This is a genomic window from Natronococcus jeotgali DSM 18795 (genome assembly GCF_000337695.1).
Taxonomy (GTDB): domain Archaea; phylum Halobacteriota; class Halobacteria; order Halobacteriales; family Natrialbaceae; genus Natronococcus; species Natronococcus jeotgali.
This window is the reverse complement of the sequence record NZ_AOIA01000094.1, coordinates 60,116-76,633: the sequence shown is the minus strand read 5'-3', so window position 1 is coordinate 76,633 and position 16,518 is coordinate 60,116. Positions and strand designations below refer to the sequence as shown.

The following is a 16,518-nucleotide window of genomic DNA, read 5'->3' as shown; positions in this document are numbered from 1 at the left end:
CATCTGTTCTAGTTTAACGCAGCGAGGCATCCAAGGACGCCGAACTAGAATAGTCAGTAACTAGGAGTGTGAGAATCCGGTAGAGGATGTGTACACACTACCGGATTCAGTAGTTGTGAACCGAATTCAAAGAGCTTTTCCATCCGATGAGTTGCGCGAGCGGGCTCGCGCAACGAATCTCATCCAGAGAGAGCGGAAACTCGACGTCGTCGCGTTGTTTTACACGCTTTCTCTTGGCTTCGCTGCCGGATCTGATCGGACCATTCAGGCGTTTCTCGAACGCTACGTCGAGATGGCTGACTGTGACAAACTCACCTACGCGACCTTCCACGGCTGGTTCAAACCAGGGTTCGTTGCCCTCCTCAGAGAGATTCTCGATGACGCCATCGAGAATCTCGACACGGGCCAAACCGACCTAACCGGACGTCTCGAACGATTTCGAGACGTCCTGATCGTTGACGCCACGATCATCTCGCTCTATCAAGACGCCAAAGACGTCTATGCCCTTGATGACGACCGAGCCGGTGCGAAACTCCATCTCACCGAATCGCTCTCAACTGGGCTTCCAACGCGATTCCAGACAACCGACGCGAGCACCCATGAACGGAGCCAGCTACCCACCGGCGAGTGGGTAGCTGGCGCCCTCATCTTGTTCGATCTTGGCTACTACGATTTCTGGCTGTTCGACCGTATTGACGCCAATGACGGCTGGTTCGTCTCTCGCGTCAAAGAGAACGCGAACTTCGAGATCGTTGAAGAACTTCGTACGTGGCGAGGAAACAGCATCCCGCTGGAGGGGCGGTCGCTGCAGGCCGTCCTCGACGACCTGCAGCGACAGGAAATCGACGTGCGGATCCCCCTCTCGTTCGACCGCAAACGAGGGTCGGGCGCCAGCACGACCCGAACCTTTCGACTGGTCGGCGTTCTCAACGATGACAGCGGCGAGTACCATCTGTACTTGACGAATCTCGACAAAGACGACTACAGCGNCCGATATCGCACAGCTCTATCGGGCGCGCTGGGAGATTGAGTTACTGTTCAAAGAACTAAAATCACGGTTTGGACTGGATGAGATCAACACGACCGACCCCTACATCATCGAGGCACTGATCATCATGGCAGCAATCTCGCTGCTGATGAGCCGAGTTATCGCTGACGAACTCCGCAAACTCGACGCAAAGCAGCGAGAACGCGACGACGACGCTTCGGCGTCGTCGCCGCGCCTCCCTCGGCGACGGTGTTCACACGCTGTTGAACGGCACGCGCACCTGGTCCAATTGTACCTGATGCTTGATCTGGGCTATGAGCTGCCGGATCTTGATTCACTGTTGCTGTGGTCGTCACGGGATCCAAACCCACATCGTCCGAGGTTACGTGAACAGGTGGAGTCTGGCGAGTTCTGGTAACGAACTCGCCTGACGAGACAGACTGGATCGCCCGACCTGATCAGCACTGGCTCTGGAACAGCGGCGCACTCACGGCCGCGAGTGCGCCGCCTTCGATGGGAGATCTGACCGAACATCAGCTGGCCTGCCGGAACAGTAGCTACCTCGGTATGATTGCGGTCAGACTCGACACAATTTCGGCACGATCCCCGTCTCAGCCAGTCACTAAACTAGAACGGATGNACAGTAGCTACCTCGGTATGATTGCGGTCAGACTCGACACAATTTCGGCACGATCCCCGTCTCAGCCAGTCACTAAACTAGAACGGATGCCTCTTACAGGAACTCGAGGGAATTTGCGATCGAGGTGTTGCGTTCGCCGACGAGGAGTACGTTGATGGTCTCAGAGAAGTCGGGCGGCGGGTGACAAACCCCGATGGAAGCGTTCTCGGTGCGATCGCCATTATTGGTCCAAAGTATCGATTTACGGACGAACGGTACACTACCGAGCTGCCGGAGATACTGACGGAGTACGTCGACGACCTCGAGACCGAAATCAGAGATTCATACTTGGACGATTATCGCTGAGTGATCGGATCGCTCACGGATTTCGGCGAATGATCAAGTATACTGGATTATTATACAAACATCCCGTTTTCGGAGCGAGATTTCGGATGTACATTACACCAATGTGAATGTAATTCACTGCGTGAAATTGCGAACTGTATGACAACTTATCGACATTATTCAAGAAGTTTGGACTATTATACACTATTGTACGTGGACAGTACGTTCTATAGTAAAAATTATAAATAGTTGCTCACTTTTGGGACCGAGAGTTGGTCGAGAGCGGTGTCGATCGCTGTTGTAAGTTCAGCAAGTGACTCAAAGAATCGGTTGCTGAGAGCCGTTTGGAGTTGTCTCCAGCACTCTTCGACCGGATTGAGTTCGGGAGAGTACGCCGGTAACGTGACGAAGGCGAGGTCGTCACGGGCCGCCAGGTCCGTGACGGCCGATGCCTGAAAGTACGGAGCTCCATCTAACACAACAATCAAATCATCTTCGAACTCTTTGCATAACGCGAGAATGAAATGTTTCGCGTGGTCAGCGGTTACGTACTCTTCGAATCGAGAGAAAAAGCGATCACCGTCCTCGGTGATCGCGCCCAAGAGACACGTCTAGTCGCGTTGCCCGGACAATCCGACGGCCGGCCGCGTGCCGCGCGGAAACCACGCGGCATGCGGCTCAACTTGCACGGATTTTTTGGTTTGATCGATACAGACTACTGTGCCGTCCATCTCCCGCCGCTTTTTTTGAGTTCTTCACGAAACGTTTCTTGCTCGTCAGCATCAGCTTCAGCGGCTGTGCGGCGTGGCTTTTGATAGCTCAATCCCGCTTCTTTGAGCAACCGTCGGCAGCTCGGGATTGAGTACTTGACATCGTATGTCTCGTCGAGATACTGCTGGACGAGCGCCGGCGTCCACGCCGGCGCGTCAACCCCAACTTCTTCGGGTGATTCGTGGACAGCTTCTTCGAACTCTTGTTGTCTTTTTCTGAGAGCTTTCGTTTTCTCCCAGATCGATGAGCATCAGTCACAGCCTGCTCAAGCGACTCGTTAGTGTCGAGTCGCTTGAGCCAGCTGTAGATCGTTCTTCGACCGGTGTCGTGCCACTCGGCAAGTTCGGTCTGTGTGACGCCGTTTTTGTACGCAATTGCTGCTAACAACCGTTGTGTCGGCTTGTTTCCCTCGACATTGTCGAGAGCATCCTGGAGTTCCTCGACAGAGATTTCGTCAAGATGGTCCATTAAACCACTCAACGTTCTCGGGCGGAAAGTTCTAACGGACACTATAGGAGAATGAACGGACTCACAGTACAGTACCCAGCGAACAGGCGCTTACGATCCGTCCCTGTTGACTTCAGCTACCGTCCCGACCGTCGTCCACTCCGATTCGTCTGCGCCCTTTCGTCCGACCAGGATCGATTCGTTATCCGTGCTCGTGATGAAGCGATAGTCCGCGTCATCGGCCTCGCAAACACCCTCCGCCTGAAATTCCTGCTGAAAGAATTCGGCCCCGGAAATATGAAATATGGCCGTTGTTCCGTCGTCGAGCGTCAACTCAACGGGGTCGGGACTGATCTGGTGTATTCGTTTCGCGGTCGGATTGAGATCTGCCATACGTACGTACTGGTGGTTGCGGCCTATAAGTCGTGTTGATTCCGCGCTAGATAACCTCGATGACTTCCTCGAGTATATCTGTATCAACGAACAAAATAACGTGATCTCCCGGTCTGATCACGGTCGTCCCGCGAGGCATCACGAGTTCACCAGTTCGAGCGATCGCTCCGATAATCACTCCATCCGGAAGGCTCGACATAGAATCCCTGATTTCACTATCTGCGAGAATACTCTCTTCAGTAATTACGATCTCGACCACTTCCGCACGCTCACGGTCAAGCAGTACGATCTTTTCGGTCGGAATCAGCCGGGTGAATCGAATGATCTCTTCGGCAGTTTCTTCGCGCGGATTCACGGTCACATCGACACCGGCAGTCCCAAATAATTCGGTGTACTCGCTGTCCTCGACGATAGCAATGGTTTCTCCGACCCCGAACTGACGAGTTACTAATGATACGAGTAAGTTCCGTTCGTCGTCCGGCAAAGCAGCGATGACGATATCGGCGTCTTCGATATGTTCGCGTTCCAGAAATTCGATGTCCGCGGGGTCTCCCTCGAGTACTGTCGTACGTGGGAGTGCTTCGGCCGCAGTTCGGGCGAGATCGGGATCCGGTTCGATTACTTGAGGATGATAATCGTGCTCTTCGAACAGTCGGGCGATTCGAAAGCCAATCTCGCTCGCTCCGGCAATAACGACCTCGTCGGTCGGACTTCGCGATGACAGCGAAATACGATTCGCAACGTTCGTAACGCCGCTAGCGCTTCCGATAACTACGATCCGATCGGTGGAACGTAGCACGGTTTCTCCGGTCGGAAGAACCACCTCGTCGTCGCGGAAGATCGCCGCGATCGTTACCGACTCATCCAGATCGATTTCACGCACGGGTCGATCGACGAACGGACTCTGAGCAGCGATTTCGAACGCAGCCATCCGGACGAGACCGTTCGCGAACGTGTCAACCTCCAGTGCAGCAGGAAGTCCAGAAATCCGAAGTACTGCTTCGGCCGTCAACGAGTTCGTGCAGATCATAAAATCGACACCGAACGCATCCGGACGGTCGTTCCATGTTTCGAAGAGCGTTCGGTGTCTCACTCGTGCCACCGTGAACGCATCAGAGATCATTGTTACGGTCGCACAGATAACGGTATTGACATCGTCATCGTCGGTACACGCAATTACGAGATCCGCTCGATCGATTTCGGCCTCTCGTAGTGTTTCAACATCTCGGCCATCGCCGTGGATAGCGAGTACGTCATACGCGTACGTGAGTTCCTCGACGATCTGCTCATCACGATCAATAACAACTACCTCGTGAAGGTCTGCGAGCGTTGCAACGATCGTTCGTCCGACCTCACCGGCTCCGATAATCGTTATACGCATCGAACCCTCATTCAACGGATAATCGAGGCTTGGCCTGAAAGTGGCATCAGTAACCGTCATTGATCTTTGTGGCCATCCGATAGACTAATAGCCGACGTCGCAGTCGCCTTGTCCCGGATGTGTTCATAGAAAGAGCCCATTGACCATTATGAGTTTCGTTCATGGACGATCTAGTCCTTAGCCGGACCCAAGCGTTAGAAAAATGACGATAGGATCGCGGAGAAAGATAAAGTAACGGATAGAAATGACGGTCCGTCCGAAGGATATCCCGTCTGATCGTTTGCTCACCAGTTAGTTGTGTGGCTTAAGTAGACCGGTTCATTCGATTGAATGCAAGTCTTTACTCGAAAGTGCGACAAAAACGTCCAGTATACAGGTACTATTATATAGTAATGGACTTTTCAGACGACATCCTAGTTGATATCTATAATAGCAGTATTATAATATCTATTTAGACAGTGGACTAAAGCACATATATAGAGACATTACAACTGTACATTCGTAATTATACCGAAAATAGAATCGAGCGTGAGACGACCAAATCCTATTATACTGTACCATTAAGTATAGCGCTAGTAGGATCTTGCTACGGCAGCTATACCGCTATTCTGTGGGTGACCGATACCTTGATTGCTGCTCCTCGCGAACATCCGTATCCACATGGGGATGAGTGACCATAACCAACGTGAGTACGAACGTCGTGAACGAGCGATTTCTGAAATCGAATCAGAGTCGGACGATCAGCCAGAGGAGTATCACGGTAAAATAACGTTCGACGAGGACAGTTCAACTAGTGAGCTCCTCGAAAATCTCCAGAAAATCAAGTCAAATGAACCATGATAACGTTAGTGAATGAACCAAATCAAATGGTTTATCTCGACTTGAGGGGTACTACTGTGTATGGAGCTTGAGGGAATCCTCAACGGTGATCAGCTTACAGGTAGACAAGCCGCGACGATATTCGTTGGATGGCTAACGCTGGTGTTAGTAGCTGGAATTACTCTCTTACTGATCACAAGCGGGACCATTGGATGAAGGATCGTACTTGAACAAAGACTTCGAAATACCTTGTATTTTCGTCTGCCAGACAGTACGTTCGACGAGAATCTTCGACGTATTACCCCGTTATCGGTAAGCCAACAACTATGCCTATTAGTAATTTCTGATGGGGATGTGATCTCGAGACATTCAAATCAGTCGCCGCGCTACGAGATCGTGTGACATCCTCACCCGCCGTAAACGGCGGGGCTTCCTACAAGGGAAGCCTCGCGTCGAGGGAGGTTTCAGGACTCGAAGACCGCAAGCGTCGTTTGTCGGGATTGCCGACTCGGCGTGCGGTGTCCTGTGGCGGTGTCACTACCGCTCCCATCCTGAGGCGAGTCATTGCGTTCCGGTTTCCAAGGAACGCTCTCTCCCCACGGGTCAACGCGACGTGCAATGTTCGCACTTGCGTTAATATCTGCTTGATACTCCGTGACCCAACACTCCGGATTCGTACACTTGAACTCGGCTTGCGACCCACGACGACCGATGTGACCACAGGCGTGGCACGTCTGGGACGTGTAGCGCGGGTTCACGAACTCGACCGGGATGCCGGCTTCGAGGGCCTTGTCCTCAATCCGGTCGGTGAGTCGGGCAAACGCCCACGAGTGCAAACGCCGATTCATGTACTTTCCGTAATCCAGATTCTTACGGATGTACGACAGGTCCTCGAGTGCGATCACGGGGTCGTCGAAGGACGCAGCGTACTCGACGGCTTCTCGAGACGCCTTCTCAATAATATCCGTCAACGCGTTCTGGTAGTGGTCGAAACGTTCGTCCATTCGCCACTGCTCAGCGTCACGCTCTTGGAGGCGCTTCAGGGTCGTGTGCATTTCCTTCCGGAGTGCCCGCGCACGTCCGCCGTCGTAGATGTACGGTTGGATCGGAGTGTCGTTCTGACAGGCACAGCCCGTCAGCAGTTTAGACTCGCCGATATCGAAGCCAATTCGAGTCGGGTCGTCCGAGATCTCTGGCTCGGCTACCTCATACTCGACGGTGACGTGCAACACCCAATTGGTTCGGTGCTGTTGCAGTCGGAACTCGCCGACCACCACGTCCTCGTCGAGCAGGTCGAACCAGAGCGATTCCTGTTCGGGGTTGATCCGAAGCGGAATCCAGAAGGCGTTGCCACGCCCGGCCTGCGGGACGCGCCAGCAGAACTCGTGCCTTCGATCGTCGGAGTGGTCGAGAGTGAATCCGCGGTTCGTGAATCGAACCGGGTGATCGTCTTTGATCTCCGACGCGTTGTACGTATCCCGAAGCTTCGGGACGTAGTTCTTGAGCGCGTCCTTCGCGTAGGACGTGAGAGTGTAGGGCGTGACGACGTCGTTGACCGCCGTTTGTGTGTCCGCGCCACTCTCAAAGGCGTCCGAAAGGGCACGGCGGTAGGTCGCCACGGTACACTCGAGCCGTTGCTCTTTGCCAGTGGTGGGCGGAGCAAGTGTGGCTTCGAGCGTTTTCGTGGCGGTAGTTCCGGCGACCATTCGACAGTACAGACTATACGACCGGTGCACATAAATTACACTGATACGATAAACATGTGTGAGCAAGTCAATCCGCTTCGAGGTAGACGACGAACAGTACGAGCGGTTGAAAGAGATCAAAGGCAAGCGAGGCTACACCTGGAAGGGGCTGATGCTCGAAGGCGCGGAAGCGTTGGACACCGGGGAGGCATAGCAGGGCGAGTTGAGACACGGACGAACGCGATTCCTCCCCGCCCCAAGGGGCGGGGTTTCCTCGCTACCGCAAGATGAGTAAATCCGGTGGGGGATCAACGGACAAGTTCGATCTGACCGGAGTTCGTCTCGGAACGGTTTCCCGTCGTAGGCTCTGTCAGTAACGCGATTGAGGCAGTGCTGTCTAGCGATCCTATAGAGCAGATTTTTCAATAGGGTCTTCGAAACTGTGCTAACCGTTCTATGACACCTTGTAAGACTCCAATCCGGACGTCAGCTAGCGATTCATCAAACCGACGTTCTCGAGTTTTGAGATGATAACGTTAACTGCAGTGGCTGCGTCTTGGATCTCCGTGCCGCCAGTGATAACGGCCTTTCCGCTCCCAAAAAGTAAGACGACAACATCTGGCTTGTCAAGTCGGTAAACGAGTCCAGGAAACTGTTCCGGTTCGTATTCGATCTGTCCTAAACCTAAACCGATAGCAACAGCATTGAGATTAAGAGAGCACCCTAAGTCAGCTGATGAGACGATATTTTGGATAGTAAATGGGTTTTCTTCAACTGCAATCCCCAACTGTTTGAGTGCATTGAAAATAGTCTCGGCTGATTTATTGATATCCTCAACACTTTTCGCGCCGGTACAGACAATCTTGCCAGTGTGAAATATTAGGCCAGCGGATTGGGGATTATCCATTCGATAGACAATACCAGGAAATGTATTCGGATCATATTGTGCATTGTTGAGATCGTCAGCCAACGCCTGGAGGTCGAACTCCCGTCCAGTATCACCGGAGGCAACTACGTTTTCGGTAGTAATGGTATCCGTGGGGTCAGTCATCTAGTACTTATACAGCGATATCCCACTTTGTGTATTTTGAATTATGCGTAATAGATAGCGTTATCACAGACACTAGCCGTCGTTACAGGCTGTCGAGGCGAACACCCCGGGGCTTGACCCTGAAGTTGAAGCCGACCCTCTGTGAACCCGCGTGGCACGACCAAAGAGTGCGCGTCTTGTGGCGTTTCGACGGAGAAGCCGTCGTAGGTGCGGGAACACGGTTGCCCGAGTTGTGGGTTTGAGGCGGATAGGGACGCGAATGCGTCGTACAACGTGCTTTCTCGCGGTCTTCAAGAGTTAGATCAGGGACAGGCCGAATTCACGCCCGTGGAGACTGCGACCGCTGTGGAAACCGACGGAGCAAGGTCTTCGTCGGTTCCTGCAAGTCGCGTCATCGAAACTGGAAGCCTCGGAATCGTTCGAAGATCTTCGATCTTCCGTGGCTGAGCGGAGCGAAGCTCCGCGATGTCTGCGAGACCTTCGGTCTCGCTTGATGACGAAACGCCTCCGGCGTCTCGAACCACTATATCAGACATTAGAAATAATTGCCCACTTTTGGAATGGGGAGTTGATCAAGAGCGGTATCAATCGCTGTTGTCAGATCAGAAAGCGAGTCGAAGAATCGGTTGCTAAGAGTTGATTGCAGCTGTCTCCAGCACTCTTCGACTGGATTGAGTTCCGGTGAATACGCTGGTAACGTGACGAAGGCGAGGTCGTCGCGGGCCGCCAGGTCCGTGACGGCCGATGCCTGGAAATACGGTGCTCTATCCAGTACGACTATCAAATCATCTTCGAACTCTTTGCATAATGCGAGAATGAATGTTTTGCATGTTCGGCGGTGGCGTACTCTTCGAATCGAGAGAAAAAGCGATCACCGTCTTCGGTGATCGCGCCCAACAGACACGTCCAGTCGCGTTGCCCAGACAGTTCGACGGACGGCCGCGTGCCGCACGGAAATCACGCGGCACGCGGCTCGACTTGCACGGATTTCTTGGTTTGATCGATACAGACTACTGTGGCGTCCATCTCCCGCCGCTTTTTTTGAGCTTGTCGTGGAACTCCTCTTGCTCGTCTTCGTCGGCTTCGGCGGCTGTCCGGCGTGGTTTTTGATAACTCAATCCCGCTTCTTTCAGCAACCGCCGGCAGCTCGGGATTGAGTACTCAACGTCGTATGTTTCTTCAAGATACTGCTGGACGAGCGCCGGCGTCCACGCCGGCGCGTTGACCCCAACTTCTTCTGGAGATTCGTGGACAGCCTCTTCGAACTCCTGTTGCTCTTTTTCTGAGAGCTTTCGCTTTCTCCCAGATCGGTGAACATCAGTAACGGCCTCCTCAAACGGCTCGTCAGTATCAAGTCGCTTGAGCCAACTGTGGATTGTTCGCCGGCCAGTGTTGTGCCACTCGGCAAGTTCGGTCTGTGTGACGCCGTTTTTGTACGCAATTGCCGCCAACAGCCGTTGTGTCGGCTTCTTTCCCTCGACGTTATCGAGTGCGTCCTGAAGTTCTCCGATGGAGATCTCGTCGAGATGGTCCATTACAAGCAGTAACAATCTATGGGTGGAAAATTCTAACGGTTACTATAGTATTGCGACAGGAGCCGATTGTCACTGTTGGTCTCGTTCGTCAATTTCCGTAACTGACGATGGAACGGAAACCGCCGTACGACATGCGCTCCGTATCGAAGGGCATCTCCTCATCGAAGCTATCCGGATCCATCGCCGGGTCTCCCATCACCTTTGTGTTCACCTCGTCGCGGTGGTCCCGCGACTTGAAGATGATAAACGAGAACACGACTGTCTCGTCGTCTTCTGTTTCTGCAAGCTGTGGGAAAGGAACCATCGGCATGCCGTCCATGTCGGGTTCCATGTCGTCTCCGACCCCTTCGAAGTACTTGAGCGCGCCGTGCTCCATCCAGAGCTTACCGGCCTCGTCGGCCATTTCGCGATACGCATCGAGCTGCTCGTTCGGGATCGGAAGGACGTATCCATCGATGTATCGTTCCATAACAAGCGTACAGAGGACTCGACGGAAATCAATCTTTTTTCACCACCTATCGGAGTGTCTCCCCGTAGATACCGTGGGCCATCGCCATCGATAGTCTGTGTATCAAGAGTACTGTCTCGGCGTTGACTCATCATATTCCCTCCCTGCGTGCGACTCCTGGTTGCTGTCGGTACTCCCCCTGAGCCCAGCTATCGACTTCAAAATTTGGTCAGCACGCTCGCTTTTGGAGATGATCTTACTCTCGCGGTCAAAGACGACGACGCCGTGGTCGTCTGGATATTCGTTCAGATTCGCGTCGGGAGATTGTCGGGCAAGCCATATTGATCAGATCGCCGGAGCAGCACAACTGAACACGGTGAGCACGAGGTCGTCAACCTCGTCATAACCGACTTTGCCGCATTAGGTCTCCATCATCGCGCCGACGAGGACCTCGTAAATGTCCTCAGAAGTCGTTTTAGCGTTGGCACCGAGATCAAGATCAACTTCCTCGTTAATCGTGTTGACGAGAAAGTTAAGGAGTTGGTCTTCGTGGATGTCGTTATCCGCTTGCTCGGATTGTTCAGGCACAACTCAGCAAGCGGACGTCTCAACTAACGGCTTTGTGAAGTACTGAGTATACCAATTCTATCCTTAATGGACATCCGAACTTTTCAGAGCAGCTGTCCTATGCGATTTGGAATCGGAGTTTTCCACATTCATCCCCGATCGACGATCATGGACTCTCAAACAGTACTCAGCTTACTGGCGGATACGGATCGTCAGCATATCATTGTAGAACTCCTCGAAAATGGTGGGCGGTCTAACGTGGGCGTCCTCTCCCAGCAGTTGGCTGCTCGCCAACGAAACGATGCGGACGAGTTGGAGCTAGAGCGTGCGAAGCTCGAACTGCACCACAATCACCTCCCTCGTCTCGCAGATCACGGTGTAATCGAATACGACCAACGAACTGGGGACGTTGTTCTGAGGGAGGTCATAGAACTCGAACCGTATCTGAATAATATAACTCGAAAGCGTACTGTTCCACTTGACCCATAACAATTGTTCACTCTACTGCTTGAACTGTACCTCGATAACTCACTTATCAACTGTTTGGATCCCGGTCGAAAGTAAAGAGTCAAACACCTTACGCTCAGCGTTACGGAGGTGTTGATGGAAAGTTGCCGGGGCGATACCTAATGACTCAGCAACTTCTTCCCCGGTTGTCTCACGAGGCCACGCGAAAAAGCCTGTATAGTAACTCGCCTTCAAAGCTGCACGTTGTCTCTCAGTGAGATCCGAAAGAGACCAGGCTTGATTGGCCGGCATACGATCATGTGAACAGGTTATTTGCTGCCGACGACGCATCTCGGCGTGAGGATACGCTGATTCAACGAGATCAATTATTTGACGAACATCAGTGCTCGGTGCAAGGTGGACCGTTAGCTGGAGATCAGTGTCTTCAATGATAGCCCGTTCAATGTAACCACCAAGTGACGCAACGGCTGAGAGGACTGGAGGGTCCGCTAACCGAAGCTCAAAACTGGTCGGAGTTCCCTCCGATCGAACAGTAATCGATTCCCAGTGAGGCAATACCTCAACAAGACGAGTCAAGGGATCAATAGTGTCAGAACTCGCGGTGCCATACAAGATGAACTCGTCATCACCGAGTTGAACAGTATGATTGAGCGAGACAGTTCCACTCATCTTGACTGGAACGTCAAAAGCGTCGAAGATATCGTGGATCTGGAACTCAAGTTCAACGAGCTCATCGCTCAACAGTGCTTGTTTGCGCTCGGTAGCAGCGATAGCATGACCGACGACCTCCCCAAGCTGGCTAATGACTCCCTGTTCCGCACTATCAAATGCATTCGGACGATCAGCGTAGACGCCTAAAACGCCATACACGGTCCCTTCGTGGATGATCGGAATTGCGGCAACCGAATTGAAACCGTATTCGGCCGCGGCATCTTGCCATGGTTCGAAAGAAGGATCCGAGAACACATTTTGAATGACCTGAATCTCTTGTTCCCGGATCGCCGTTGCACCGGGTCCCTTGCTCCCTGGGGTAGCAGGATTTATCGAGATAGATATTTGTTCTTCATACCCGTTTGTCCCTGCAGCAATACGTGGTTTGATCGTATCGGTAGTCGAATCAACTTCAGCCAACCATGCGAACTCATATGCACTAGCCGATGACAGTGCCTCACAGACGGTCTGCTCAATTTTCTCGCGAGTCGATTGGTCGATAATTGTCTCCGTGATGTCATTGACAATAGAGTTCAGGTCGTTGAGCGCAGCAAGCTGTTCACGTCTACGTTCAAGTTGGTGCTCGCGCTCTCTTCGCTCGGTAATGTCCTGAACGAGAAGCATTCCTGAAAACACTTCATCCTCATCCATTACAGGGGTAATCGATACGAACAGATCTCGACCAGAATATTCAACTTCGAGAGAACCGGACTCCCCGTCAAGCGCTGCCTCGAAATACGGTTCAATTTGGCTAACGATGTCGTCCGGATATCGGTCATAGATGGATTCGCCGATTGAGTCATCTGGAGAGATATCAAGTTGACCGAGAAGTTCTCCCCCTAGAGCGGTATACCGAAGGTCCTCATCGAAAAGGCCGACTGCTCCGTTCGGGAAGCTCTCAACGAGAGATCGATACTTTTGTTCACTTTCTCGGAGAATACGTTCTCGCTTAGCGCGATCACTGATATCCCGTACGACGCCGACTTTCCATGCCCCTGCTGTTGAATCGGATGAAAGAACAGCAAAGCTACTCTCGGTACGAAGACGACTTCCATCCATACGATGAATATCTGCTTCAAGTGTGGCGCTTTCTCTCACACCAGATTCGAGTTGCTCCACTAATTCTGCAGACTCGGCCACGATCTCATCATCAACCACAAGCGAACAGTGTGCTCCAAGAAGTTCGTCGCATTCGTATCCGGTCATTTTGACGTACGCCTCGTTTACTTCGATAAAACAGTAGTCTTCGTCAAGAACATATATTCCATCGCCGACTGTCGAAAGGATCGTTTCATACATCTCGAGTTCGTTCTTTCGCTCCTTTCGGTCGGTAATATCCCGGAAATACACTGATAGCCCAGTCTGAGATGGATATACGTGGACCTCGTACCAACCATCGAACGGTTCAGGATAATACAGCTCGAAAGAATCTGACTCCTGAAACTCCATTGCACGCTCATACTCTTCGCGAAGTTTCGATTGTTGAGATAGGTGAACTGCCACTCCGCATCGAGTGCGTAGAAGGCGTCGGTAATCCGTCCGAGAACCTCCTCAAGTTCACTTTCGAGCTTATTACGTTGATGTTCCAGACGAATCGCCTGATATTTGAGTCTCGTGATATCCACGATAGTAACGAAAGCACACTCAATGTTACCCTCCTTGTCATCGATTGGCTCAATGTTAGTTGCAAGCCAGTGCCAATCACCGTCCGAGGACTTGATTCGACTATGCCAATTCCGGATTGGATCACCCGTTTCGAAGACTTGACCGTAAGGACGCTCACTTGGATCAAGGAATTCGTTGCTCCCATTATATATTTCCTTAATGTCAATAGTATAGGTTCCATCTATATTAGTCTCAACCTCGAGGAGTTCGATCGCTTGCTGGTTCACGGCAGTAAACGTTCCATCTGGTTCAAGGACTAATATGCCAACGGGGATAGTATCCAAAATTCGTTGAAAGAAATCTCGTTGCTGCGAAGACTTTCCCACAAATTCCTTCGCAATGGGGTGAGTAAAACTCGTACTCTCTGCATCCGTTGGATTCCGCCACCAGACACGAGCATTCGCTCCAACTTTCTTGGTTTCAAGCCAGTCTTGTTCGACAAGTCGCTCTAACCGAGCGTAGGTACTCCGTCGGCCGAGATCCAGGCATTCAGCTACCTCTGGGGTTGTTTGTGGTTCCTCAGAGTCACTGAAAACAGCGAGTGTCTCTTGGAGTGCATCGGTTAGTGATCCCGGGTTCATCAACACCTGTATCTGCTTCTAAGACATCAACCTTCCGCCGACGGAGGGTGAAGTTCTTGTCGTGCTTCAACCGCATTCTGTCTAGGCCCCACTTAGAAGAAATTTGCATATGAAGCATGAGAAATCTATTAACAGCTTTACCTAAGTCCGTAACAATTCGGCATGAGTGTTTTGCAGAGACGTAATAAACAGGTATTATGCATATCGGATCAAAGTTCGACCAACTGTTCTCGGTCTTAAGCAACCAGCGTTGCCGATACGTCTTATTTGCTCTCCAAGACGCCGGAACTGACGCTGTAGATCTCAGAGACATCGCACCGCTCATCGCAAATTGGGAGACCCCGTGCGAAATTGAGCCGACAGAAAGCTATCTGGAAGAGGTCAAGATATCACTCCATCACCATCACCTCCCAAAGCTAAGCTCTCGAGGAGTTATTGACTATGACCCGCGAAGCAAGGCAATACGATACTATGGAGATACCACGTTGGAGACGTGGTTAGGGCAGGTAAAGCAACAAGAACTCTCTTTGCGTGACCGCATCGAAAATCACGAATATGTGGATTAACATTTTCTGCTTCTTACATCCATAAACGCCATTATTTACTATACCAAACCTGTATGATTTCGTCCGACCTAGATAGTGTGTCTTTGGAATGACGATGCCAGGACCTACGAGTGCCCGTCGTCCGACTGCTCGAGGGCGTTCGGGCGCGAGAAGAGTCTACGAGCACATCAACACCGAGCACGCCAGCGAGGACCATGCTATTCTTAATGATACAAGAAGAGGGCTACAACATGTCCAGCAACGAATGTCCTTGTGCGCCCGTGCGGTCTCGGGGGTGTCCTCGAGGTATTTGGGTTCGGGACGAACGTTGAGACGACCCTTCCGGATGGGAGTGGTTACGTTGATAAACTCCTCATCGAAAACACGAAAGCCCGCCGAGACGCTGCTACGGTCTATCTGGATACTGAGGATACCACTGACTTTTTTGAAGGTGGTATAGCTCTTCTCGAGGCCAAACAGTGAGGCGCTGATTTCAATCAGCGATTCAGTGAGCAGCGGCCGTACCGGAACGCATCTCACCAAATCAAACACTACCTCGAGTGAACTCCTGAGCATCTCGAGCAGGAACGGCCGTAACACCTCACTCGAGAACGTCTTCCACATCCAATTCGCAAACTGTGCCTCGTTTGCTCGTGGCCGATCGTGCTGGTAGAGATAGTGATTAGGGTTTCCGTGATGGGGCAAGTTCTGCTACGATAATCACTATGTGATAAATTACACACCTAGAACAAAGGTTGGTTGTCTAATATCAATGGGGACGGTATGGAGCTCAATCTCGAAACTGCACGGCAAGTGATCAAAGCGACAGAGGAACGGGCAGAACAAGTGGGTCAGCCAATGGTGATTGCAGTTGCTAACGATGAAGGGAATCTTATCGCTCAGCATCGTATGGACGATGCGTGGTTGGCTTCCGTCTCTATTTCGCGTAATAAGTCATACACTGCTGCGGCGCTAGATATGCCGACTCATGAATTGGCAAACGCATCTGAACCAGGTAACTCTCTGTATGGTCTGCAGACAACTGACGACAACAAGATCGTGATTTTCGGCGGGGGGTACCCTCTCGAAAAGGGTGGCGAAGTTGTTGGCGCTATTGGTGTCTCGGGTGGCGAAGTCTCCCAGGATCGTACGGTCGCTGAGGCTGGCGTTGAAGCTTGGGAAGAACTGCTCAGTGAAGGTGTCACTGCCGACGATTGATAGTCCCGGCTCAGCGATTGTCGCCGTCGTGAGCCGTCGTACTCTCGAAGCCGTACGCACCGGTTGTCATCTGTTCGTGAGCCGGTCCGCCAGACCATAGGAAGGTTAACAGCATTTCGAAACAGGATCGGAGTAACGGCTCGAGACGGTTCGTGACAACTCTGACGGCCGAACGGTCGGTTCGGTATCGGCGGCTCAACCGTCGCTCGAACGATCGCTGGACTCAGCCGTCGTCGGCTATCGTCTTCGTTACTCTTCGACCTAGAAGGTTCGTGTCAGGA

General features: G+C 52.1%; 12 protein-coding genes and 8 pseudogenes. 10 read left to right on the top strand and 10 right to left on the bottom strand.

From position 1 onward, the window contains the following. The first annotated feature begins 88 nt into the window (after positions 1–88). Together C492_RS10445 and C492_RS22825 are read left to right on the top strand one after the other, a co-directional pair. A pseudogene (locus tag C492_RS10445) lies at positions 89–1,406 on the top strand (IS4 family transposase). A gap of 312 nt (positions 1,407–1,718) precedes the next feature. Beyond that, positions 1,719–1,973, top strand: a pseudogene (locus C492_RS22825) (IclR family transcriptional regulator domain-containing protein); the annotation flags it as partial. A gap of 218 nt (positions 1,974–2,191) precedes the next feature. Here C492_RS22825 and C492_RS22820 read toward each other — a convergent pair. The 3 genes and pseudogenes from C492_RS22820 to trkA form a co-directional block, all read right to left on the bottom strand. After that, positions 2,192–3,191 (bottom strand): annotated as a pseudogene (locus C492_RS22820) (IS630 family transposase). A 90-nt stretch (positions 3,192–3,281) separates the two neighbouring features. Beyond that, positions 3,282–3,563, bottom strand: a complete 282-nt coding sequence (locus tag C492_RS10435) for a hypothetical protein (protein WP_008423203.1) — start codon at positions 3,561–3,563, stop codon at positions 3,282–3,284. A gap of 46 nt (positions 3,564–3,609) precedes the next feature. Next, complete coding sequence (trkA, locus tag C492_RS10430) at positions 3,610–4,944, bottom strand: Trk system potassium transporter TrkA (protein WP_049892973.1); 1,335 nt, start codon at positions 4,942–4,944, stop codon at positions 3,610–3,612. 660 nt (positions 4,945–5,604) lie between these two features. Here trkA and C492_RS25310 point away from each other — a divergent pair. Together C492_RS25310 and C492_RS25580 are read left to right on the top strand one after the other, a co-directional pair. Next, on the top strand, positions 5,605–5,784 hold the full coding sequence (locus C492_RS25310) for a DUF5786 family protein (RefSeq protein ID WP_152424878.1): 180 nt from the start codon (positions 5,605–5,607) through the stop codon (positions 5,782–5,784). A 60-nt stretch (positions 5,785–5,844) separates the two neighbouring features. Further along, entirely contained in the window at positions 5,845–5,979 is a 135-nt protein-coding gene (locus C492_RS25580) for a hypothetical protein (protein ID WP_275040335.1), read from the top strand. Positions 5,980–6,227: 248 nt separating this feature from the next. Here C492_RS25580 and C492_RS10425 read toward each other — a convergent pair whose 3' ends face one another. Beyond that, a complete protein-coding gene (locus tag C492_RS10425; protein WP_008423199.1) occupies positions 6,228–7,469 on the bottom strand; it encodes an RNA-guided endonuclease TnpB family protein in 1,242 nt (413 codons plus the stop codon). Positions 7,470–7,527: 58 nt separating this feature from the next. Here C492_RS10425 and C492_RS25575 point away from each other — a divergent pair, with 58 nt between their 5' ends. Further along, positions 7,528–7,662 (top strand): hypothetical protein, encoded by a 135-nt coding sequence (locus C492_RS25575; protein WP_008423198.1) that lies wholly within the window; start codon positions 7,528–7,530, stop codon positions 7,660–7,662. Positions 7,663–7,938: 276 nt separating this feature from the next. On the opposite strand, the gene C492_RS10420 is transcribed toward C492_RS25575, so the two are convergent. Beyond that, positions 7,939–8,499 (bottom strand): TATA-box-binding protein, encoded by a 561-nt coding sequence (locus C492_RS10420; protein WP_008423196.1) that lies wholly within the window; start codon positions 8,497–8,499, stop codon positions 7,939–7,941. Positions 8,500–8,637: 138 nt separating this feature from the next. Between C492_RS10420 and C492_RS22810 the strand changes: the two are divergent. Further along, positions 8,638–8,946, top strand: a pseudogene (locus tag C492_RS22810) (zinc ribbon domain-containing protein); the annotation flags it as partial. 88 nt (positions 8,947–9,034) lie between these two features. Here the strand turns inward: C492_RS22810 and C492_RS22805 are convergent. From C492_RS22805 to C492_RS23690, 3 genes and pseudogenes are all read right to left on the bottom strand, one after another. Beyond that, positions 9,035–10,034: pseudogene (locus tag C492_RS22805) on the bottom strand (IS630 family transposase). A gap of 88 nt (positions 10,035–10,122) precedes the next feature. Then, the gene (locus tag C492_RS10410; RefSeq protein WP_008423191.1) at positions 10,123–10,503 is read right to left on the bottom strand and encodes a DUF1428 domain-containing protein; all 381 of its coding nucleotides are present in this window, start codon (positions 10,501–10,503) and stop codon (positions 10,123–10,125) included. A gap of 414 nt (positions 10,504–10,917) precedes the next feature. Further along, positions 10,918–11,070, bottom strand: a pseudogene (locus C492_RS23690) (ISH3 family transposase); the annotation flags it as partial. Positions 11,071–11,217: 147 nt separating this feature from the next. Here C492_RS23690 and C492_RS24985 point away from each other — a divergent pair. Next, positions 11,218–11,538 carry a DUF7344 domain-containing protein gene (locus C492_RS24985; RefSeq protein WP_083898823.1) on the top strand — a complete coding sequence of 107 codons (321 nt, stop codon included), beginning with the start codon at positions 11,218–11,220 and terminating at the stop codon, positions 11,536–11,538. A gap of 39 nt (positions 11,539–11,577) precedes the next feature. Here C492_RS24985 and C492_RS22795 read toward each other — a convergent pair whose 3' ends face one another. After that, positions 11,578–13,677: a bacterio-opsin activator domain-containing protein gene (locus C492_RS22795; RefSeq protein ID WP_083898822.1), complete on the bottom strand. Its 2,100-nt coding sequence runs from the start codon at positions 13,675–13,677 to the stop codon at positions 11,578–11,580. A gap of 170 nt (positions 13,678–13,847) precedes the next feature. Continuing rightward, positions 13,848–14,474: pseudogene (locus C492_RS25895) on the bottom strand (PAS domain-containing protein); the annotation flags it as partial. A gap of 197 nt (positions 14,475–14,671) precedes the next feature. Between C492_RS25895 and C492_RS26055 the strand changes: the two are divergent. The 3 genes and pseudogenes from C492_RS26055 (at position 14,672) to C492_RS10380 (ending at position 16,237) form a co-directional block, all read left to right on the top strand. Then, positions 14,672–15,040: a DUF7344 domain-containing protein gene (locus C492_RS26055; RefSeq protein ID WP_449289504.1), complete on the top strand. Its 369-nt coding sequence runs from the start codon at positions 14,672–14,674 to the stop codon at positions 15,038–15,040. 276 nt (positions 15,041–15,316) lie between these two features. After that, a pseudogene (locus C492_RS25300) lies at positions 15,317–15,580 on the top strand (restriction endonuclease); the annotation flags it as partial. Positions 15,581–15,802: 222 nt separating this feature from the next. Next, positions 15,803–16,237, top strand: coding sequence for a GlcG/HbpS family heme-binding protein (locus C492_RS10380; protein ID WP_008423180.1), 435 nt, complete (start codon positions 15,803–15,805; stop codon positions 16,235–16,237). Positions 16,238–16,518 lie beyond the last annotated feature (281 nt).